We start from the raw sequence: 21,368 nt of genomic DNA, 5'->3' as shown, positions 1-21,368 counted from the left end.
CACATCGGGAGACAGGTATGCGAAGTAAGGACGGAGCGCTGCGTGCGCGGATGCGTGTGGGTGCGGCCGCGGCCCTGGTGCTGCTGCTGGCCGGCTGCGCCACGCTGTTCGACGGCGGCCAGCGCCGCGGCGTTTCCAGCAGCGTGGTGGACTACCTGTATCCCAAGGGCGAGGCGTTCAAGCCGGCCGACGAGAGCGCCACGCCGCAGGTGCGGCTGCCGGCGCGGGTCGGGCTGATGTTCGTGCCCTCGCGCAACGATCCGATGGGGGTCGGCCCGGCCGAGCAGAGCGCGTTGCTGGAGAAGGTGCGCAGCACCTTCAAGGAGCAGCCGTTCATCGAGCGGATCGAAGTGATCCCGGGCCAGTACCTGCGGCCCGGCGGCGGGTTCGACAACCTGGAGCAGGTGGCGCGCATGCATGGCGTGGACCTGGTGGCGCTGGTCTCCTACGACCAGATCGTGCGCACCGACCAGAACGCGGCGTCGCTGCTGTACTGGACGCTGGTGGGCGCCTACACGATCCACGGCAACCGCAACCAGGTCAGCACCTTCGTCGATACGTCGGTCTTCGATGTCGCCAGCCGCGCGCTGCTGTTCCGCGCGCCGGGCACCGACCAGCGCGATGCCGGCTCCACCGCGGTGCGCGTGGACGAGGTCCAGGGGCGCCTGGCGGGCGAGAGTTTCACCGCGGCGATGGGGCAGATGACCACCAACCTGGACACGGCGATCGCCGACTTCGCGGTGCGTGCCCGCGAGGAAGGCCAGGTGAAGCTGGTGGACCGCCGCTCCGGCGGTGAGTGGCGCCGCGGCGGTGGCGGGAGCGTGCGCGGATGGGAACTGGTGCTGCTGGCCGGGGCCGGGCTGCTGCTGTTGCGGCGGCGCTGATCCTGCTGCCGGCGCTGGCCAGCGTGCTGGCGCTGCGCTGGCCGCCGGTCTTCGATGCGCTGCTGCTGGACCGCGACGGCCTGGCGCAGGGCCAGGCCTGGCGCCTGTGGAGCGGCCACCTGCTGCACCTGGACGCGACGCATGCGGCGCTCAACCTGGCCGCGCTGCTGGTGATTGTCGCGGTGGCGGCACGGCAGCGGATCGTCCCGGAGATCGGGGTCGGCGCCGTGGCCGGCATGCCGGTGATCTCGCTGGCGCTGATGGCGCTGCAACCGACGCTGCAGTGGTACGCCGGCATGTCCGGCCTGCTGCACGGCGTACTGGTGATCGTGCTGCTGCGGCGTGGCGGTGCCGTGGCCGCGGGCCTGTTGCTGCTGCTGGCGTTCAAGCTGGCCTGGGAAGCGGCCGCCGGCGGTCCCTGGCGCGACATCGCGGTGGTCACCCTGGCGCACCGCCTGGGAGCGGCCTGGGGCGTGCTCTGGGTGGCTGCCAGCGGGGCCGTGCGGTCCCTGATGGGCCCCGCCGCCGGCAACAGGCACTAAAATGCCGGCATGGATGTCTCCCACCTGCTCGACGCGCTCAATCCAGCGCAGCGCGAGGCCGTCTCCGCCCCCCCCGGCCATTACCTGATCCTGGCCGGCGCCGGTTCCGGCAAGACCCGCGTACTCACCCACCGCATCGCCTGGCTCAACGAAGTGCAGGGGGTGCCGACCCACGGCATCTTCGCGGTGACCTTCACCAACAAGGCCGCCGGCGAGATGCGCCACCGCATCGACCTGCAGCTGCGCAACGGCGCGCGGGGCATGTGGATCGGCACCTTCCACGGGTTGGCGCACCGGCTGCTGCGGCTGCACTGGTCCGATGCCGGGCTGCCCGAGGCGTTCCAGGTGATGGACTCGGACGACCAGCTGCGGCTGGTCAAGCGGGTGGTGCAGGGACTGGAGCTGGACGACGGCAAGTTCCCGCCCAAGCAGGTCGCCTGGTGGATCAACCAGCAGAAGGACGAAGGCCGCCGCCCGCAGCACATCCAGCCCGAACCGCATGATGCGTGGCTGGAGACCATGCGCCAGGCCTATGCCGAGTACCAGGTGCGCTGCGACCGCGCGGGGCTGGTGGATTTCGCCGAGCTGCTGCTGCGCGCGCACGAGCTGCTGCGCGACAGCCCGGCGCTGCTGGCGCATTACCGCGCCCGCTTCCGCGAGATCCTGGTCGACGAGTTCCAGGACACCAACGCCATCCAGTACGCGTTCGTGCGGGTGCTGGCCGGCGACTCGGGCAACGTGTTCGTGGTCGGCGACGACGACCAGGCCATCTACGGCTGGCGCGGCGCCAAGGTCGAGAACGTGCAGCGCTTCCTCAAGGACTTCCCGGGCGCGCAGACCATCCGCCTGGAGCAGAACTACCGTTCCAGCGCCAACATCCTCAACGCCGCCAATGCGGTCATCGCGCACAACCCCGACCGCATCGGCAAGCAGCTGTGGACCGACAGCGGCGATGGCGAGCCGATCGACCTGTACGCGGCCTACAACGAGATGGACGAAGCGCGCTACCTGGTCGAGCGCGCGAAGCAATGGGTACGCGACGGCGGCAGCTATGGCGACATCGCCGTGCTCTACCGCAGCAACGCGCAGTCGCGCGCGTTCGAAGAGGTCCTGCTGGCCGAGCAGGTGCCCTACCGGGTGTACGGCGGCATGCGCTTCTTCGAGCGCGCCGAGGTCAAGGACGCGCTGGCCTACCTGCGCCTGCTGGCCAACCGCAACGACGACGCCGCGTTCGAGCGCGCGGTGAACACCCCGGCGCGCGGCATCGGCGAGCGCACCCTGGACGAAGTGCGGCGCATCGCCCGCGCGCAGGCGCTGTCGCTGTGGGAGGCGACGATGCTCGCCACCCAGGAGAGCACGCTGACGGCGCGCGCGAAGAACGCGCTGGCCGGCTTCGCCAACCTGGTGCAGCAGATCGGCGTGGAGACCGCACGGATGACCCTGGCCGAACGCATCGACCACGTCCTGCTGCGCTCGGCGCTGCGCGAACACTGGGGCAAGGAAAGCCGCAACGCGCTGGATTCGGAATCGCGCAGCGACAACCTCGACGAACTCGTATCGGTGGCCTCGCGCTTCATCCAGCGCGAGGAGGACGAGGAAGGCGCCGCCGACATGAGCGAACTGGTCGCGTTCCTGTCCTACGCGTCGCTGGAGGCCGGTGAAGGCCAGGCCCAGGCCGGCGAGGACGGGGTGCAGCTGATGACCCTGCATTCGGCCAAGGGCCTGGAGTTCCCGCTGGTGTTCCTGGCCGGCCTGGAGGAGGGCCTGTTCCCCGGCGCCCGTTCGCTCGAGGAAAGCGGGCGGCTGGAGGAAGAGCGCCGCCTGGCCTATGTCGGTATCACCCGCGCGCGGCAGAAGCTGCTGCTCGGCTATGCCGAATCGCGGCGCATCCACGGCCAGGACAACTACAGCCTGCCCTCGCGCTTCCTGCGCGAGATTCCCCGCGAACTGCTGAATGAAGTGCGTCCGAAGGTGCAGGTCTCGCGGCCGGCCTCGCTGGGCACCAGCCGCGTCATGGGGCATGCCGCGGTCGAGGCGCCGCCGGTCAGGCTCGGCGCACTGGTCAACCATCCCAAGTTCGGCGAGGGCATGGTCACCGACTACGAGGGCACCGGTGCGCATGCGCGCGTGCAGGTGGAGTTCGCCGACGCCGGCAGCAAGTGGCTGGTGATGGCGTACGCGCACCTGACGGTGCTGTAGCGCGGTCACCGCCGCGGCCTGCGCTACACTGCGCCGGCGCACTACCGCGCACGGGACCGTACTGATGGGAGCCGACCCGCTCGCAGTCCGCTAAGCCGCAACAACGCTCTGCTGTTGTTGCGGCGGCCGCTGCTGTTCTTCCAGATCGCACCACGCGCCGCCGTCGGATCGCATGTCCGTACGGAGGTTTCGCCATGCCTGTTCATCCGGCCCGTTCCTGGGCCCACCCGCTGCCGTCGGCGCTGCTGCTGATGGTCCCGTTCGATCTGCTGGCCTCGCTGGCGATGGACATCTACCTGCCGGTGATCCCGCACATGCCGGCCGCGCTGGGCACGTCGGCGACGCTGGTCCAGTTGACGCTGAGCAGCTACCTGCTGGTGCTGGGCACCGGCCAGCTGCTGTTCGGGCCGCTGTCCGACCGCTGTGGCCGCCGGCCGGTACTGCTGGGAGGCGCGCTGCTGTTCACGCTGGCGTCGTTCGCCCTCGCCCTGGCGCATACCGGCGGGGTGTTCCTGGGGCTGCGCGTGCTGCAGGCGCTGGGTGCCTCGGCCGCGCTGGTCGCCACTTTCGCCACGGTGCGCGATGTGTACGCCGACACGCCGCAGGGCCGCACGGTCTATGGCCTGTTCAGCGCGATCCTGGCCTTCGTGCCGGCCCTGGGGCCGATCCTGGGGGCGGCCCTCGCCCTGGGCCTGGGATGGCGCGGGATCTTCGCCGCACTGGGGGCGCTCGGAGCCATCGCGGTAGGCCGGGCATGGCCGCGCTGGAGCGAGACGCGGCCGCCAGCGGGCCCGCGGCGGCCACCGGCATGGGGCGCGGTCCTGCACAGGCGGGCGTTCTGGGTCTACACGCTGGGCTTCAGCGCGGCGATGGGCAGCTTCTTCGTGTTCTTCTCGATCGCCCCGCGGCTGCTGATGACGGGCGCCGGCCTGTCGCGGATGGCGTTCAGCCTGGCGTTCGCGTCGGTGGCGCTGGTGATGGTCGCGGTCACCCGGCTGGCCGGCCGCGCGGCCGGCCGCTGGGGAGTGGCCGGCTGCTGTGGCCGGGGCGCGTTGCTGGTCATGGCGGGTGCGATCGCGCTGGGCCTGTGTGCCGCGACGATGCCCCCTTCGTTCGTTTCGGTCGTGGTGCCGATGTGGGGGATCGCCGCCGGCATCGTGCTGATGGTGTCGGTCACCGCCGAGGGGGCGCTCGCCGGATCCGGCGACCATGCCGGAACCGCGGTCGCGCTGTACTACGCCCTCCAGAGCCTGCTGGTGACGGGGCTGGGCACCCTGTGGATCGTATGGCTGGGAGGCGACAGTGTGCGCCCGCTGCTGGTGCAGGCGCTGGCGATGCCGGCGCTGTGCCTGCTGGGCCTGCGCTGGCTGGCGGAGGGCAGGCGCGGCGGCCGCTAGCCGGGTGCGGGGCGGGGCTTGATCGAACGCAATGCACCGGCACCACGGCGGGTGTGCAATGGTGTGCCTACACACCTGCTACCGAGGAGAGCCGCATGTACAAGCGCATTCTGATCGCAACCGATGGTTCCGAGCTTGCCGCCAAGGGGCTGCAGAAGGGCCTGGAGCTGGCCGCGCAGCTGGGCGCGCAGGTCGATGTGGTCACCGTGTCCGAGCCGTGGGCGGTGGGCATGTACGACGCCATGGGCTGGAGCGCGGGCTACGAGGCCAGCCCTGAGTACAAGCAGGACCGCGAGGCCGCCGCGCAGAAGATCCTGCAACCGGCGCTGGACGCGGCGCGCGCCGCGGGCATCGCCGGAGCGAACGGTCACCACCTGCTCGACCGCTACGCGGCGGACGGCATCATCGAGACGGCCGAGGCCTGCGGCAGCGACCTGCTGGTGATGACCTCGCATGGACGCCGCGGCGTCACCCGGGTGCTGCTCGGCAGCCAGACGGCGGAGGTGCTGGCGCGCAGCACGGTGCCGGTGCTGGTCATCCGCTGACGCCGGCGGCGTCCCCGCCCGGGTCGGCCGCGACCGGGCGGCGGCCGGCCGCGGAGGGCCGCCGCAGCCGCGCGCGGCAGCAGATCCGCCACTGCGCGGGCGAGAGCCCGTAGCGCGCCTGGAAGGCGCGCTGGAACTGGCGTTCCGAGGCGAATCCGACCTCGTACAGCAGCCAGGTGAGGCTGCAGTCGGGGTCGTGCGCCAGGTAGCGGTGCGCCAGCCACAGGCGCCGTTCGCGGACATGCCGGGCAACGCCGCCGAGGTCCTGGAACAGGCGGTACAGGGTGGGACGGGAAATCGCGAACGCCGCGCCGATCCTGTCGGCATCCAGGCCGCTGTCGCCCAGGTGGGCGTCGATGTAGACCAGGATGCCGCGCAGGCGCGCGTCCTGGCGCTGTGCCCGGCCGGCGCCGGCATGCGCCGGCGTGCTGCGGTCCCGGTCGTCGGCGTGCGCGTCGGGCGGGGAAGTACGGTGCATGGGTGTCATGGCGGTGGGGTCATGGCCCGTTCCGCGGGCCTCCACAGTAACTACCGCGGGTAGCGGCGCGAACCCCTCATCGTGCGGCCGCTTTTTTCCTGAGACGGAATGTCGGGCGGCCGTGGCCGGCGGCTTCCAGACTTGCGGGTCGTCCGGCCGCTGCCGCGGGCCATGCGCCCCGTGGGGCCGGGCGGGCCCGGGCTGGCGCGGGGTCCGAGCGTCGGGGGGCTGGTTCCCGCTGGGGGCCCTGGCCAGGGACGGCAGGACCGGCCTGTCGCCGCCTCCAGGCCGCCGGGGAGGGCAGCCTGGAGGCGGCGCATGCCGTGCGGAACGGCGGCGGGCCTTTTGTCCACCGCCAGGGCCGCGTCCGAGGATGTCGCGCCCGCCCTCCATCCGCCGTGGCGGGGGCATCCCGGCGGCGTGCCGCCCGCGCAGGGTGCCGCGCTGCGGCTGCATCCCTCCGCCACTCTGGCGTAGGATCGCTCCGGCCCTGCCGGTGGTCGGGTGGCGACGACGCTGCCTTTCCGCCCCTCCGGCGGTGGCCGCCCCCCGGGACCGGCGCTGTTGCCGATGTTCCAGCGTGCGGCCCCGGCAGGACAGCGAGCGAAGGAGGAGCCTGGACAAGATGCAGTCGCCCGACGACGACATCACCCGTCTGCTTGCCGGCTGGCAGGACGGCCAGACCGTGGCCGGCGATGCGCTGGCGAGGCTGGTCTACGGCGAGCTGCGGCGGATCGCGGTACGCAGCCTGGCGCGCGGCGCGGGGGACGGGCTGCAGCCGACCGAGCTGGTCAACGAGGCGTGGATGCGGTTGTCCGCACGCGGCGACGGATTCGCCTCGCGCGACCATTTCTATGCGGTGGTCTCGCTGCAGATGCGCCACCTGCTGGTGGACCTGGCGCGCATGCGCGATCGCGGCAAGCGCCGTGGCAGGCAGGTGACGCTGACGGTCAACCTGGTGGATCCGGCGATGCAGCCGGTCGACCTGCTCAGCATCGCCGAGGTGTTCGAGACGCTGTCGCAGCAGGACGAACGCAAGGCGCGTGCCTTCGCGCTGACCGAGCTGCTCGGCCTGAGCGTGGCCGAGACGGCGCGGGTGCTCGGCATCTCCCTGCCGACCGCCGAGCGCGACCTGCGCTTCGTGCGGGCGTGGCTGGCGGCGCGGCTGACCCCATGCTGACGCCGGAACGCTGGCGCCGGCTCGAGGACCTGTTCCATCGCGCCAGTGCCCTGGCGGTCGCCGACCGCGAGGCTTTCGTGCAGGCCGAAACGCTCCACGATGCGGGGCTGCGGCGCGAACTTCTGGCGATGCTGGCGGTCGAGGCGGAGGCCACCGTGCGCGTGCGCGGGCCGCTGCAGCGGGCGGTGTCGGAGATCGGCCGGGTGCCGCCGCCGGTGCTGCCGCCGGGCACCCGCTGCGGGCCGTGGGCGGTGGACGCGCTGATCGGTTCCGGCGGCATGGGCCGGGTCTATCGCGGCCACCGTGCCGATGGCGCCTATCAACAGCAGGTGGCGATCAAGATGATCGCCAACCCGGGGCTGGACGAGCGGTCGCAGGCGCATTTCGAATTCGAATGCCGGATGCAGGCGCAGATGCAGCATCCGGCGATCGCGCAGATCCACGATGCCGGCGTGGAGGGCGGCGAGCGGCCCTACCTGGTGATGGAGTACATCGACGGCCAGGGCATCGAGCGCTGGTGCGCGCAGCAGCGCGCGCCGCTGGCGCAGCGGGTGCGGTTGATGATGCAGGTGTGCCAGGGGGTGCAGCATGCCCACCAGAAGGGCGTGATCCACCGCGACCTGAAGCCGAGCAACGTGCTGGTCGGCAGCCTCGACGGCGTGCCGCAGCCCAAGGTGATCGACTTCGGCATCGCGCTCGCCGGCGACCCGGCGGCCGGCGAGCGTACCTCGGGCGGCACCCCGGGCTACATGAGCCCGGAACAGAGCGGCATGGACATCGATGCGCGCAGCGACGTCTATTCGCTCGGAGCGATGCTGCACGAGCTGCTGTGCGGGCAGCGGCCGCCGTCGCGGCCGCCGCAGCCGCTGTCGCCGTTGCGCGCGTTCCTGGCGCTGGACGCGGATGCGCAGCAGCGGCTGGCCGGCGCCTGCCGCTGCAGCCGCCGCGCGTTGCGGCGGGCATTGAGCGACGGCCTGGATGCCATCGTGCGGCGCGCCACCGATCCGCGGCGTTCGCAGCGCTACGACAGCGCCTCGGCGTTGCTGGCCGACCTGGACCGCTGGCAGCGGCAGGTGCCACCGCTGGTGGTCCGTCATCAGCGTGCGCTGGTGGTGCGCAAGTACCTGCAGCGGCACCGGCTGCCGGCGGTGCTGGCGACGCTGATGCTGGGGTGCGTGGTCGTCGGCCTGGGCGCCTCGCTGTGGTCGCTGCGGCAGGCCCGCGAACAGCAGGCGGTGGCCCGGCTCCGCCAGCAGCAGCTGGAACGCATGGTCGCGTTCCAGCAGGACATGCTGCAGAGCGTGGACGTGGATGCGATGGGCCATGCCCTGGCCGCCGCCCAGGCCAGGGCGGTGCCGGCGCCGGACATCGCCCGCGACCTGCTGGAGCGCTACGTGGTGGCGCATGCGCTGGAGCGCCTGCAGCACGGTGTCGCCGCCGACGCCGGATTGTCCGCCGACCTGCGGCAGTCGCTGGCGCAGGTGCTGGTCGCGATCGGCCGCTATCCGGCCGCGGTGCGCGAACTGCAGGCGGTGCTGGCGGTGCGGCGCGCGCAGCAGCCCGGGCAGCCGCCGGTGGCGTCGGCGCTGGCCGAGCTGGCCGACGCACGCCACCGCCAGGGCGAACTCGGCGCGGCGCGGGAACTCCTGGACGAGGCGCTGTCGCTGCACGGGGCGGCGACGGCGGACGACCCCCTGTGGTTGCGGGTGGGCACGCTGCATGCGCGGGTGATGGCCGCCCAGGGCGGGCTGGCCGCCGCGCTGCAGCACCAGCAAGCCCTGGCCGATGCCTGGGCCGTGCGCCTGGAGCGCGATGCGCCGGCCCTGCTGGAGCTGGAACTGGACATCGTCACCACGCTCTCCGGGCTCACCCGCCGCGAGGAGGCGCTGCGGCGCATGGAGGCGCTGTTGCCGCGTTTCCGTGCCGGCTTCGGCGACGACGCGCCGCGCACGCTGGCGGCGATGCTGCTGCTGGCGCGGCTGCGCAACACCTTCAACGAGTACGAGGACTCCCTCGCGCTGGCCGGGGAGGTGCGCCGGCGGCGCGAACGCAGCCTCGGCGCCCTCCATCCCGACACGCTCTCGGCGACGGCGCTGCAGGGCTACAACATGGTGCGGCTGGCGCAGGCCGAGCCGGCCTTCACCGAGGTCCAGGCGTTCATGGAGCAGCTGCTGGCCGACCAGCAGCAGGTACTCGGCGATGACCATCCGGCGGTCATGCAGAGCAAGACCGAGCTGGTCCGGGTGCTGGCCAAGCAGGACGATGCCGCCCGCTTCGAACGCGCGCTGCAGGTGCAGCGCGAGCTGCTGGCGCAGCGCCGGCGGGTGCTGGGCGCGGAGCACCCGGACACCCTGTTCAGCCTGAGCGGACTGGCCAGCATGCTGGCCGACACCGATTACCACGAGGAGGCCCGGGCAATGGCCTATGCGGCGATGGAGGGCAACCAGCGCCGCATGCCCGGCGACTACTGGCTGATCTCGGCGAACTGGGACGTGGTGGGGCGGATGGAGAACCGGGCCGGGCGCCTGGACGCCGCCCGCGAGGCCCACGCCAAGGCATTGACGATGCGGGCCGCCAGCCGCGGCGACCTGGACGTGCATACCACCGAAAGCGCCTCGCGGCTGTATGCGGTGCTCAAGCGGCTGCAGGACCCGGAGGCGATGGCGGGGGTCGAGCGGCGCTACCTGCGGCCGATCGTCGCGCGCGATCCGGCCATGCTCAATGCCGCCGAACGCAGCGTGCGCGACGAGGCGCTGCGCGCGCTGGGCCAGGGCGTGCAGCGGCCCTGAACGGCCCCGTGCGGCGGCGGGTGCCGCGGGCCTACCAGCTGTAGAGCTTCCAGTAGACCGGCGAGACGCCGTCCTTGTCGTTGTCCATGCGGCCGTCGCCGTTGCGGTCGTACAGGTAGAACGGCGCGCCGCGCGCCGGGGTGACCTTGACCATGCGCAGCTGGCCGGCGACCCGGTATTCCTCGACGGTGTCGCCGTTGTCCATGGTGCGCGTGGACACCTCGGCGCCCTTGAGGTCCATCGGCGGGGCACCGGCACCGCCCAGGCTGGCGCAGCCGGCGAGCAGGAGCAGGGAGGCGAGCATCGGGGTCTTCATGGGCGGCTGCCTTTGCCGGGAAAGAGCCGCGATTATGCCCCATGCCGTGTCGGCGCCGTGCCCACGCGGGCGCGTAGAATCGCGGCATGAGCAGATTAGTCCTGATCGACGGGTCCAGTTACCTGTACCGCGCCTTCCATGCGCTTCCGCCCCTGTCCAACGCCGCCGGCGAGCCCACCGGCGCGCTGTTCGGCGTGGTCAACATGCTGCGCGCGACGCTGAAGGAGAAGCCCGAGTACGTGGCCTTCGTGGTCGATGCGCCGGGCAGGACCTTCCGCGACGACCTGTACGCCGAGTACAAGGCCAACCGGCCGCCGATGCCCGACGAACTGCGTGCGCAGGTGCAGCCGATGTGCGACATCGTGCACGCGCTGGGCATCGACATCCTGCGCGAACCCGGGGTGGAGGCCGACGACGTGATCGGCACGCTGGCGCTGGCCGCCGCCGCCGACGGGCTGGACGTGACCATCTCCACCGGCGACAAGGACTTCGCCCAGCTGGTGCGTCCGGGGGTGGTGCTGGTCAATACCATGACCGGCAGCCGCACCGATTCGGATGCGGCGGTGATGGACAAGTTCGGGGTGCGCGCCGAGCAGATCGTCGACTACCTGGCGCTGATGGGCGACGCCGTGGACAACGTCCCGGGCGTGGAGAAGTGCGGCCCCAAGACCGCGGCGAAATGGCTGGCCGCCTACGACGACCTGGACGGGGTGATCGCGGCCGCGCCGGCGATGAAGGGCAAGATCGGCGAGCACCTGCGCGCGGCGCTGCCGCGGCTGCCGCTCAACCGCGAGCTGGTGACCATCCGCACCGACGTGCCGCTGGCGCAGGGGCCGCGCGACCTGCAGCTGCGCGAGCAGGACGTGGACAGCCTGCGCGGGCTGTATGCGCGCTACGGCTTCACCCAGGCGCTGCGCGAGCTCGGCGGTGTCGCCGCGCCGGCCGCCGCCGACGAGGCCCGGGTCAGCCTGCGCGGCACGGCGGCGGGCTACGTCAAGGCGGGCGATGCGGCACCGGTGGCCGGCATCGATCCGGCCCTGGCCGCCCGGGGCGACTACGAGACCGTGCTGAGCGGCGAGCAGCTGCAGGCCTGGGTGGAGCGCCTGCAGGCCGCCGATGAGTTCGCCTTCGACACCGAGACCGATGCCCTGGACGCCCTGCGCGCGCGCCTGGTCGGCATCAGCCTGGCGGTGGAGCCGGGCAAGGGCGCCTACATCCCGGTCGGCCACGACTACCCGGGGGCGCCGGCACAGCTGCCCATGGCGCAGGTGCTGGACGCGCTCCGGCCGCTGCTGGAGGACGCCGGCAGGAAGAAGCTGGGCCAGCATGGCAAGTACGACATCCACGTGCTGCGCCGCCATGGCGTGGAGGTGCGCGGCTACGCCGACGACACCATGCTGGAGAGCTTCGTGCTCAACTCCACCGCCACCCGCCACGACATGGATTCGCTGGCGCAGCGCTACCTCGGCTACACCACCACCAAGTTCGAGGACGTGGCCGGCAAGGGCGCCAAGCAGATTCCCTTCTCCCAGGTCGGCCTCGACGAGGCCGGGCAGTACGCCGGCGAGGATGCCGACATCACCCTGCGCCTGCACCGCGTGCTGGCGCCGCGGCTGGCGGACGAACCGGTGCTGGAGACGGTGTACCGCGGGATCGAGATGCCGCTGGTGCCGGTGCTGGCGCGGATCGAGGCCAACGGCGTGTGCATCGACAGCGCCGAACTGCGGCGGCAGAGTGCCGACCTGTCCTCGCGCATGCTCGCCGCCCAGCAGAAGGCCACCGAGCTGGCCGGGCGCAGCTTCAACCTGGATTCGCCCAAGCAGCTGCAGGCGGTGCTGTTCGACGAGCTCGGGCTGCCCGCGCTGGTGAAGACCCCCAAGGGCCAGCCCAGCACCAACGAGGAGGCGCTGGAGGCGATCGCCGAACAGCACGAACTGCCGCGCGTGATCCTGGAATACCGCGGCCTGGCCAAGCTGCGCAGCACCTATACCGACAAGCTGCCGGAGATGGTCAATCCGGACACCGGGCGCGTGCATACCAGCTACCACCAGTCCGGCGCCGCCACCGGCCGGCTGTCCTCGTCCGATCCCAACCTGCAGAACATCCCGGTGCGCACCGACGACGGCCGCCGCATCCGCCGCGCGTTCGTGGCCCCGGCCGGGCGGGCGCTGATGGCCTGCGACTACTCGCAGATCGAGCTGCGGATCATGGCCCACCTCTCCGAGGACCCCGGCCTGATCCGCGCCTTCGAACAGGGCGTGGACGTGCACCGCGCGACCGCCGCGGAGGTGTTCGGGCGCTCGCTGGAGGAGGTCACGGCGAACGAGCGGCGCGCCGCCAAGGCGATCAACTTCGGCCTGATGTACGGCATGAGCGCCTTCGGCCTGGCCAAGAATCTGGGCATCGACCGCGGCCAGGCGCAGGACTACGTGGCGCTGTACTTCAGCCGCTACCCGGCGGTGCGCGACTTCATGGAGCGGATGCGCGTGCAGGCGCGCGAGCAGGGCTACGTGGAGACCCTGTTCGGCCGCCGCCTGTACCTGAACGACATCCATGCCCGCAACCAGGGACTGCGCGCCGGCGCCGAGCGCGCGGCGATCAACGCGCCGATGCAGGGCACCGCGGCGGACATCATCAAGCGCGCGATGGTCAGCGTGGACGATTGGCTGGCCGGCCATCGCGCACGGGCGCAGATGATCCTGCAGGTGCACGACGAACTGGTGTTCGAGGCCGACGCCGACTTCATCGACACGCTGCGCGTCGAGGTGGAGGCACGGATGACCGCGGCGGCCGACCTGCGGGTGCCGCTGGTGGTCGACACGGGGGTGGGCGGCAACTGGGACGAAGCCCACTGAGGGCGCGTCCCGGCCGCGTACGGGGCCGGGACGGCCGCCGCCCGCGGTCGGCGTCGCGGCGACGTTCCGGCACGCTGCGCGGCGGGTCGCGCGGCGGCCCGCCGGCGATGGTTTCGACTGGAACGAAATGGGCTGTTCCAGAGGCCCGGAAGGCGCCCGGAAGCACCGCCAATGGAACGTTGCGTAGCGCTGTGTGCATTCATCGCCACGGCGGCCTGATATGCATGAATAAGCGCTTAATCAGGCCGTCGGGCGCCGGCGTTCTTCACGTGTCGTCAATGTCCACAGTGGTCATATAACCGCCGACAGGTGCAATGCCTGTCGCGGATCTCTCCCATCCCCTGGAGCAGATCTAGGAACGGGGATTCCTCCCCAAATTCCCGTTCCTCCAGCCCCGCCGTCCCCCCCTGGTCGGCGGGGCTTTTTTTGCCTGGCCGGCGGCGGTTCCGCACCCGTGCGGCGGCGTGCCGGCGCCGCTCGCGTACCGCTCGGGGGCCCGGCATGATGGGGCCGCGATCCGGAGCCGAAGGAGGCCGGCCGATGGCGGACATGTTCTCGCTGGCGATGCCGTGGTGGGCGTTCGTGCTGCGCGCGGTGGTGGTCTACGCGGTGGTGCTGGGCATGGTGCGCCTGTCGGGCAAGCGCGCGCTGGGGCAGATCACCCCGTTCGACGTGCTGTTGATCGTGCTGCTGGGCAACGCCGTGCAGAACGCGCTGCTGGGCCAGGACACGTCGCTGGCCGGCGGCCTGCTGCTGGCGGCGACGCTGATCGCGATCAACTACGCGGTGGGCTGGCTCAGCACCCGCTACCGGGGCATGGAGCGCCTGCTCGAAGGCGAACCGGTGCTGATCGCCCGCGACGGCCGCCTGCTGGCCTCGGTGCTGCGCCGGGAGCTGGTCACCCGCGCGGACTTCGAGGCGGCCCTGCGCCAGCAGGGCTGCCGCGGCATCGACGAGGTGGCGCTGGCGCTGCTGGAGACCAACGGCCACATCACCATCGTGCCGCGTCGTCCGGAGACCGATGCCCCGGCCGGGCCGCGGTGAGCCGGCCGCCCGGAAGGGGTGCCGCATCCGCGGCGGTCACAGCCAGTCGCGCGCTACCAGGTACTGGGCCAGGCGGGCTTCGTCGCTGCCGCTGGCGGGCTGGTAGCCGTATTCCCAGCGCACCCGCGGCGGCAGGCTCATCAGGATGCTCTCGCTGCGGCCGCCGCTCTGCAGCCCGAACAGGGTGCCGCGGTCGTAGACCAGGTTGAACTCGACGTAGCGACCGCGGCGGTACAGCTGGAACTCGCGTTCGCGTTCGCCGTATGGCGTGTCCTTGCGGCGCTCGACGATCGGCAGGTAGGCGTCCAGGAAGCCGTCGCCGACCGCCTGCAGGTAGGCGAAGTCGGCCGCGAAGTCACCCTGCAGGTCGTCGAAGAACAGGCCGCCGACACCGCGGGTCTCGTTGCGGTGCTTGAGGAAGAAATAGTCGTCGCACCAGCGCTTGTGCTCGCTGTAGCGGTGGTCGCCGAATGGCGCGCACAGGTCGTGCGCGACCCGGTGCCAGTGGCGTACGTCGTCGTCGAACGGATAGAACGGGGTCAGGTCGAAGCCGCCGCCGAACCAGGCCGCCACCGGCTCGCCGTCGCGCTCGGCCTGGAAGTAGCGCACGTTGGCATGGGTGGTCGGCAGGTAGGGATTGAGCGGGTGGAACACCAGCGAGACCCCGCAGGCCCGCCAGGAGGCGCCGGCCAGTTCGGGACGGTGCGCCGACGCCGACGGCGGCAGGCGGGTGCCGGCGACATCGGAGAAGCCGATCCCGGCCTGCTCGAACACCGCGCCGTCGCGCAGCACCCGGGTGCGGCCGCCGCCGCCCAGCAGAGGGCCGTCGCCGGCGGGCCGGGCGCGTTCACCGCCGTCGGCGCGCTGCCAGCGGTCCTCGACGAAACGGGCGCGGCCGTCGGCGGTTTCCATGGCCTGGCAGATGCGGTCCTGCAGGCCGGTGAGGTAGTCGCGTACGCGTTCGAAGTCGTTCATCCGGCTACTGTAGCGCAGCCGCCCCGCCCGCATTCATGGGGCGGTCCGGCCCCGCGGGCTCAGTGGAACAGGGCGCGCACGTCGGCGCGGCACAGCCTGGCCACCAGCCAGGCATGCAGCGCGGCGAAGGCCACCGCGGTGGCGCCGGCGCTCAGCAGGGCGGTCCAGCGGCTGGCCTGGAACTGCGCCAGCGCTTCGCGGCCATCGGGCGAGGCCAGGAAGTCGGCCGGGAGGAAGGCGTGCATCGCGCTGAACAGGCTGTCGATCAGCGGCAGCAGGGCGAAGTTGCCGGCGGCCACCACGACCAGGAACACGATGAAACCGGTCCGCCCCCAGCCGCGCCGGCGCAGCAGTGCCCAGGACACCAGCAGCAGCGCCACCGACAGCAGCACCAGCAGCAGGCTCAGCGCCAGCGCATGCCCAGCCATCCACTGCACCGCCGCCGGCACCGGCAGCCCCTGCCGCTGCAGCCAGGCCACCGGATCCAGCCGCCCCAGCGCCGCGACCACCAGCAGCTGCAGCAGGCTCCAAGCGACGGACAGCCCGGCCATCAGCAAAGACAGCTTGGCGGTGACGTCGACGAACGCCTCCGCCGGGGAGCGTGCGGGGCGCTGCACGGGAAGATCGGGTGGAATCACGCAGGCGTGCCGCAGGCGGGGAGGGAGCGCACTATCGCCGTCCGGCGCCGGTTTGCCCAGTCCCGGCGGCCGGCTGCCGGGCCGCCGGCAGCACGTGGTGCTCGCTCAACGGCGCCAGCCGGACCCCGTGCGGCGGGTGCAGCGGGATCCAGGCCAGCTCGGCGATCTCGGCGCAGGCCTGGGCGGTGCCGTCCACCTGCACCAGGAACGACTCGCTGCGCACGCGCCGGCCCGGCTCGTTGACCGCGCGGTCCTCGAAGGTGCCCAGGGCACGGGCGGACCCGGCGCGCAGCGCCACGCCGAGCTCCTCGCGCAGCTCGCGGGCGAGCGTGTGCAGGGCATCCTCGCCCTGCTCGCGCTTGCCGCCCGGCTGGATGAAGGTGTCCGAGCCGTGCTTGCGGACCACCAGCGTGCGCCCCCGCGCATCCAGGATCACCGCGGTGACGATGTGGATGGGCGGGTTCACGGGCCGCGCCGGGCCCGGCCGGAGGCCGGCGTCACAGGCGCTCCTCGAACAGCTTGAGGATGCGCTTGTACTGGTCCAGCCAGGAGTCGGCGCGGATGTAGCCATGGCGCTCCAGCGGGTACGGCGCGATGCTCCAGTTGTCCTTGTGCAGCTCGATCAGGCGCTGGGTCATGTTGACCGAATCCTGGAAGAACACGTTGTCGTCCATCATGCCGTGGGCGATCAGCAGGTGGTCCTGCAGCCCGTCGGCGTATTCGATCGGCGAGGACACGCGGTAGGCCTCCGGGTCGATGTCCGGGGTGTTGAGGATGTTGCTGGTGTATTCGTGGTTGTACTGGTGCCAGTCGCCGACCGGGCGCAGCGCGGCGCCGGCCTTGAAGGTGCCCGGCGCGCGGAACAGCGCCATGAAGGTCATGAAGCCGCCGTAGGAACCGCCGTAGATGCCGGCGCGGTCGCGGTCGCCCTGCTGGTTCTCCACCAGCCAGTCCAGGCCGTCCTGGTAGTCCTCCAGCTCCGGGTGGCCCATGTTGCGGTAGATCGCGGTACGCCAGTCGCGGCCATAGCCCTCGCTGCCGCGGTAGTCCATGTCCAGCACGATGTAGCCCTTCTGCACCAGCAGGTTGTGGAACATCTGCTCGCGGAAGTAGGTGGGGTAGCGCTGGTGCACGTTCTGCAGGTAGCCGGCGCCGTGCACGAACATCACGATCGGGTACGTCCGCCCCGGCTCCTTCTGCGCCGGGCCGTAGTACTTGGCCCAGACCACCCCGGCACCGTGCCGGGACGGCACCGCCACCAGCTGCGGCTGGATCCACTCGCGGGCCTTGAACGCGGCGCTGCGGGTGTCGGTGAGCACGCGCGCCTCGCCGCCGGTGGCCGGCACCACCGCCAGCTGCGCCGGCAGGTAGGCGCCGGAATAGCGCACCAGCAGCTGCCGGCCATCGGGCGAGAGCGAGAAATCCTCCACGCCGTCGAGGTCGGTCAGCACGCGTACCTCGCCGCTGGCGGCATCGACGCCGCAGACCTCGTAGTCGTGCGGTGCCTGCTGGTTGCACAGCACGTAGAAGCCCTTGCCGTCGGCCGTGGGCACCGGCGCGGAAGCCTCCCAGTTGCCGCGGGTCAGTGCGCGCGGCTTGCCGGTGCCGGCCTGGGTGTACAGGTGCGAGAAGCCGGATTCCTCGGACAGCAGCCACAGGGTGCGGTCATCGTCCATCCAGCCGAAATCGTTGAAGCCCCAGTTGATCCAGGCAGGGTCGGTCAGCCGGTGGCGGGGGTGCAGGCGGCCGTCGTCGCCGATGCTGACGATCCAGCGGTCCTTGTTGTCGTTGGCGCGCAGCATCACCGCCGCCTGGCGGCCGTCGGCACTCCAGCGGATGCCGCCGCCCATGAAATCGCTCATCAGCTGCACGCCGCGCTCGCCCTTGAGCGGTGCCTTGCCGGCGGCCCTGCGCAGCGCCGCCAGCGGATCGCTGGCGATGCCGGGCAGACCGTCCAGCGGCACCGGCCGGACCTGGCCGGTCGCGGTGTCGATCAGCCACAGCGCATGCGGCGCACCGCCGTTGCGGCCGACGCGGGTGCGGGTGTCCTCGCTTTCCTCGTAGCCGGATTCGGTCACGTACAGCGGCATCTTCCCGCCACGGCCGGCATCGAAGTCCTTCGGCCGGGTCACCGCGACCAGGTGCCGGGCATCGGGCGAGAGCGCGCTGTCGACGATCTCCACGTCGGCGCCCAGGTAGACCGGCGCCGGCGCCCGGGTCGGATCGGCCTGGCGCCAGCGTTCGTCCTGCGCACGCAGGGCGTCGCGCTGCGCGCGGTCGCGGCGCAGGGTTTCCAGGGTGCGCATCTGCTGGTCGCGCAGGACATCGGCGGCCGGCGCGTCGGCGGGGTCCTGCGCGGCCTCGAGCGTGGCGACCAGGGTGGCGGCGGCGCCGGGCTTCCCGTGGTACCAGCGGTCCTCGATGTTCCAGATCACCCCGCCGTCGGTGGCGAAGGCCACACCGGAGGCGCGCTCGTTGCCGTGGCTGAGCTGGGCCAGGGCGCCGCTGCGCAGGTCGCGCACGAACACGTTGCCGTCGCGCACGAACGCCATGCGCTGGCGCTGCCGGTCGTAGACGCGGTCGGCGGCGTCCAGGGTGGCGCGCTGGTCGTTGGCGACCTGCGCCGCGGTACCGCCGGCCACCGGCTGGCGGAAGGTGTCGCGCACCGGGCTGCCCTGGCGCTTGAGCGGGTATTCCACCTGCCGGCTGTCCCAGGACCACCAGGCCGACTCCACCGGCGGCCCGATCCAGTCCGGATCGGCCATCGCCTGCTCGATGGTGATCGGCGTCGGCGAGGCATGGGCGCTGCCGCATGCGGCCAGCAACAGCAGGGACAGGGACAGGATTCTGGGCATGTCGGACACCGGTGAACAGGAACCGGCAAGCGTATCAGGCGGCCCCTGTGCGGGGCTGGGCCAGTGGTCATGACGGCCGCGCCCGGGGGCGCGCCATGGTCTGGCCGCGGCCGGTGCTGCGACGGTTTGACGCACTGCGACAACGGGTCACATCCGCCGCCCAGCGCGCGCCGCGCAGAATGCAGCGGTCGCAGACGGCCGGGAGGTTCGCGTGGAAGCGCTGGTGTTGTCGCGGATCCAGTTCGGGTTCGTCGTGAGTTTCCATGTGCTGTTCCCGGCCTTCACCATCGGCACCGCCAGCTGGCTGGCATTCGTCGAATGGCGTTGGCTGCGCACCCGCAACCCGGTCTGGCGCGAACTGTTCTTCTTCTGGCAGAAGATCTTCGCGGTGTCCTTCGGCATGGGCGTGGTCAGCGGCATCGTCATGGCCTTCCAGTTCGGCACCAACTGGCCGCGCCTGAGCGAAGTCGCCGGCTCCGTGATCGGCCCCCTGCTGACCTACGAGGTGCTGACCGCGTTCTTCCTGGAAGCCAGCTTCCTCGGGGTGATGCTGTTCGGCTGGGGCCGGGTGCCGCCGCGGCTGCATTTCTTCTCCACCTGCATGGTGGCGCTGGGCACGCTGTTCTCCACGTTCTGGATCCTGTCCTCCAACAGCTGGCTGCATACCCCGGCCGGGCATGTGCTGGTCGATGGCGTGGTGCATCCCACGGACTGGTGGCAGGTGGTGTTCAACCCGTCCTTCCCCTACCGGCTGGCGCACATGGCGCTGGGGTCGTTCATCACCACCTGCTTCGTGATCGGCGGCGTCGGCGCCTGGTACCTGCGCCGTGGCGTGCACGTGGAGGCCGGCCGCAAGATGCTGACCGCGGCGGTGGCGTTCGCCGCGTTGAGCGTGCCGCTGCAGATCCTGGCCGGCGACCTGCACGGCCTGAACACGCTCGAGCACCAGCCGATGAAGGTCGCGGCGATGGAGGCGCACTGGCACCCGGCCGCGCCCGGCGAGGGCGTGCCGCTGGTGCTGTTCGCGGTGCCGGACGAGGCCGCGGAACGCAACGGTTTCGAAGTGGCGATCCCCCGGCTGGGCAGCCTGATCCTGACCCACAGCCTGGACGGCACGTTCGCGCCGTTGACCACGGTGCCGGCCAGCGAGCGGCCGCCGGTGGTGCCGGTGTTCTACGCGTTCCGGATCATGGTCGGGCTGGGCATGCTGATGCTGGCACTGGCCTGGTTGTCGGCCCTGCAGCTGTGGCGCGGGCGCCTGCTGCAGTCGAAATGGCTGCTGCGCGCCTGGAACGGCATGCTGCCCAGCGGCTTCGTCGCGCTGGTCGCGGGCTGGTTCGTCACCGAGATGGGGCGGCAGCCGTGGGTGGTGTACGGGTTGCTGCGCACCGCCGACGCGGTCGGGCCGCACAGCACCTGGATGGTCGCGCTGTCGCTGGCCGTCTATGCGCTCGGCTATGCCTTCGTGTTCGGCTGGGGCATCTGGTACCTGGTCAAGATCATCCGCACCGGGCCAGCGCCGTCGCCGCCGCCGCAGCCGCCGTCGCACGACAGCACCGTGCCCACCCCGGCGCGCCCGCTGTCCGGTGCCGACGAACCCCTGGAGGAGGGCTGACATGGACCTGGCGACCTGGCTGCCGGTGGCATGGTTCGCGGTGATCGGCTTCGGCGTGCTGATGTATGTGGTGCTGGACGGCTTCGTGCTGGGCATCGGCATCCTGGCGCCGTTCGCCGAGGACGAGCGGCAGCTCGACGTGATGATGACGACCGCCGCGCCGATCTGGGACGGCAACGAGACCTGGCTGGTGCTGGGCGGCGCGGGGCTGATGACCGCCTTCCCGCCGGCCTACGCCACCCTGCTGTCGGCGCTGTACCTTCCGGTGCTGCTGCTGGTGGTGGCGCTGGTGTTCCGCGGCGTGGCCTTCGAGTTCCGTTTCAAGGCGCACCGTTCGCGACGGCTGTGGAGCGTGTCGTTCGCGCTCGGCTCGCTGCTGGCCGCGTTCGCGCAGGGGGTGATCCTGGGCGCACTGGTGGAGGGCCTGCCGCTGCGCGACGGGCAGTACAGCGGTGGCGCGTTCGGCTGGTTCAGCCCGTTCTCGATGCTGACCGGGGTGGCGGTGGTCAGCGGCTATGCGCTGCTGGGCAGCACCTGGCTGATCCTCAAGACCGGCGGCCGCGAGCAGGCCCTGGCGCGTTCGCTGACCCGGCCGCTGGTGGTGGCGGTGATCGCCTTCATCGGCCTGGTCAGTGCCTGGCTGCCGTTCCTGCAGTCGCGGGTGATGGAGCGCTGGTTCAGCGCCGGCCACTTCTGGTGGCTGTCGCCGGTACCGCTGCTGACGCTGCTGGTCGCGGTGGCGCTGTGGCGCAGCGCCGCCCATCCGCGCCGCGACCTGCCGCCGTTCCTGTTGACCTTGGCGCTGTTCGTACTGGGCTTCATCGGCCTGGTGCTGGGCATGTGGCCTTACCTGCTGCCGCCGAGCATGACCCTGTGGCAGGCGGCGGCGCCGACCTCCTCGCTGGGCTTCAGCATGGTGGGGCTGGTGCTGCTGCTGCCGGTGATCCTCGGCTACACGGTGTGGTCCTACCGCGTGTTCCGCGGCAAGGTCACCGCGGACATGGGGTATCACTGACCGCCGGGACACGTACCCGCGGGGTGGCCGCGGGCCTGTCG

Annotated in this window: 16 protein-coding genes and 1 pseudogene; 11 read left to right on the top strand and 6 right to left on the bottom strand. The window is 71.7% G+C overall.

The genetic code is table 11. From position 1 onward, the window contains the following. The first annotated feature begins 17 nt into the window (after window positions 1-17). The 5 genes from rhlP to K5L01_RS08660 all read left to right on the top strand — a co-directional run bounded on the left by rhlP (window position 18) and on the right by K5L01_RS08660 (window position 5,567). Window positions 18-884, top strand: coding sequence for a rhombotarget lipoprotein (gene rhlP / locus K5L01_RS08680; protein ID WP_250063918.1), 867 nt, complete (start codon window positions 18-20; stop codon window positions 882-884). Next, window positions 830-1,426: a rhombosortase gene (rrtA, locus tag K5L01_RS08675; RefSeq protein WP_250063916.1), complete on the top strand. Its 597-nt coding sequence runs from the start codon at window positions 830-832 to the stop codon at window positions 1,424-1,426. Before rhlP ends, rrtA begins: the two co-directional genes overlap by 55 nt. Before the next feature lie 9 nt (window positions 1,427-1,435). After that, complete coding sequence (gene uvrD / locus K5L01_RS08670; RefSeq protein ID WP_250063914.1) at window positions 1,436-3,625, top strand: DNA helicase II; 2,190 nt, start codon at window positions 1,436-1,438, stop codon at window positions 3,623-3,625. A gap of 194 nt (window positions 3,626-3,819) precedes the next feature. Further along, window positions 3,820-5,022: a CmlA/FloR family chloramphenicol efflux MFS transporter gene (gene cml, locus K5L01_RS08665; protein WP_250063912.1), complete on the top strand. Its 1,203-nt coding sequence runs from the start codon at window positions 3,820-3,822 to the stop codon at window positions 5,020-5,022. 95 nt (window positions 5,023-5,117) lie between these two features. Further along, window positions 5,118-5,567 carry a universal stress protein gene (locus tag K5L01_RS08660; RefSeq protein WP_250063909.1) on the top strand — a complete coding sequence of 150 codons (450 nt, stop codon included), beginning with the start codon at window positions 5,118-5,120 and terminating at the stop codon, window positions 5,565-5,567. Window positions 5,568-5,619: 52 nt separating this feature from the next. Here the strand turns inward: K5L01_RS08660 and K5L01_RS08655 are convergent. Next, window positions 5,620-5,937 (bottom strand): annotated as a pseudogene (locus tag K5L01_RS08655) (helix-turn-helix domain-containing protein); the annotation flags it as partial. 733 nt (window positions 5,938-6,670) lie between these two features. Between K5L01_RS08655 and K5L01_RS08650 the strand changes: the two are divergent. Then, complete coding sequence (locus tag K5L01_RS08650) at window positions 6,671-7,225, top strand: ECF-type sigma factor (RefSeq protein ID WP_250063908.1); 555 nt, start codon at window positions 6,671-6,673, stop codon at window positions 7,223-7,225. After that, window positions 7,219-10,014, top strand: coding sequence for a serine/threonine-protein kinase (locus K5L01_RS08645; RefSeq protein ID WP_250063906.1), 2,796 nt, complete (start codon window positions 7,219-7,221; stop codon window positions 10,012-10,014). Before K5L01_RS08650 ends, K5L01_RS08645 begins: the two co-directional genes overlap by 7 nt. Window positions 10,015-10,045: 31 nt before the next feature. Here K5L01_RS08645 and K5L01_RS08640 read toward each other — a convergent pair whose 3' ends face one another. Next, window positions 10,046-10,330, bottom strand: coding sequence for a DUF2782 domain-containing protein (locus tag K5L01_RS08640; protein WP_250063904.1), 285 nt, complete (start codon window positions 10,328-10,330; stop codon window positions 10,046-10,048). An 86-nt stretch (window positions 10,331-10,416) separates the two neighbouring features. On the opposite strand from K5L01_RS08640, the gene polA reads away from it, so the two are divergent. Continuing rightward, entirely contained in the window at window positions 10,417-13,185 is a 2,769-nt protein-coding gene (gene polA / locus K5L01_RS08635) for a DNA polymerase I (protein WP_250063902.1), read from the top strand. A gap of 540 nt (window positions 13,186-13,725) precedes the next feature. Further along, window positions 13,726-14,229, top strand: a complete 504-nt coding sequence (locus K5L01_RS08630; RefSeq protein ID WP_250063900.1) for a DUF421 domain-containing protein — start codon at window positions 13,726-13,728, stop codon at window positions 14,227-14,229. A 36-nt stretch (window positions 14,230-14,265) separates the two neighbouring features. On the opposite strand, the gene hemF is transcribed toward K5L01_RS08630, so the two are convergent. Genes hemF through K5L01_RS08610 form a run of 4 tightly spaced genes read right to left on the bottom strand, consistent with a single transcriptional unit; the run spans window position 14,266 to window position 18,697 of the window. Further along, a complete protein-coding gene (gene hemF / locus K5L01_RS08625; protein WP_250063898.1) occupies window positions 14,266-15,204 on the bottom strand; it encodes an oxygen-dependent coproporphyrinogen oxidase in 939 nt (312 codons plus the stop codon). A 59-nt stretch (window positions 15,205-15,263) separates the two neighbouring features. Continuing rightward, a complete protein-coding gene (locus tag K5L01_RS08620; protein WP_250063896.1) occupies window positions 15,264-15,821 on the bottom strand; it encodes a hypothetical protein in 558 nt (185 codons plus the stop codon). A gap of 52 nt (window positions 15,822-15,873) precedes the next feature. Continuing rightward, window positions 15,874-16,308: an NUDIX hydrolase gene (locus K5L01_RS08615; protein WP_250063894.1), complete on the bottom strand. Its 435-nt coding sequence runs from the start codon at window positions 16,306-16,308 to the stop codon at window positions 15,874-15,876. Window positions 16,309-16,339: 31 nt separating this feature from the next. Next, entirely contained in the window at window positions 16,340-18,697 is a 2,358-nt protein-coding gene (locus K5L01_RS08610; protein WP_250063892.1) for a S9 family peptidase, read from the bottom strand. Between the two features lie 211 nt (window positions 18,698-18,908). Here K5L01_RS08610 and K5L01_RS08605 point away from each other — a divergent pair, with 211 nt between their 5' ends. Further along, complete coding sequence (locus K5L01_RS08605; protein WP_250063890.1) at window positions 18,909-20,312, top strand: cytochrome ubiquinol oxidase subunit I; 1,404 nt, start codon at window positions 18,909-18,911, stop codon at window positions 20,310-20,312. Window position 20,313: 1 nt separating this feature from the next. Next, window positions 20,314-21,327, top strand: a complete 1,014-nt coding sequence (gene cydB, locus K5L01_RS08600; RefSeq protein WP_250063888.1) for a cytochrome d ubiquinol oxidase subunit II — start codon at window positions 20,314-20,316, stop codon at window positions 21,325-21,327. The last annotated feature ends 41 nt before the right edge of the window (window positions 21,328-21,368 follow it).

It is taken from the genome of Stenotrophomonas mori (genome assembly GCF_023556335.1).
Lineage (GTDB): Bacteria > Pseudomonadota > Gammaproteobacteria > Xanthomonadales > Xanthomonadaceae > Stenotrophomonas > Stenotrophomonas mori.
Note: the sequence above shows the minus strand (reverse complement) of the source record. Positions and strands in the feature narration are given on the sequence as shown.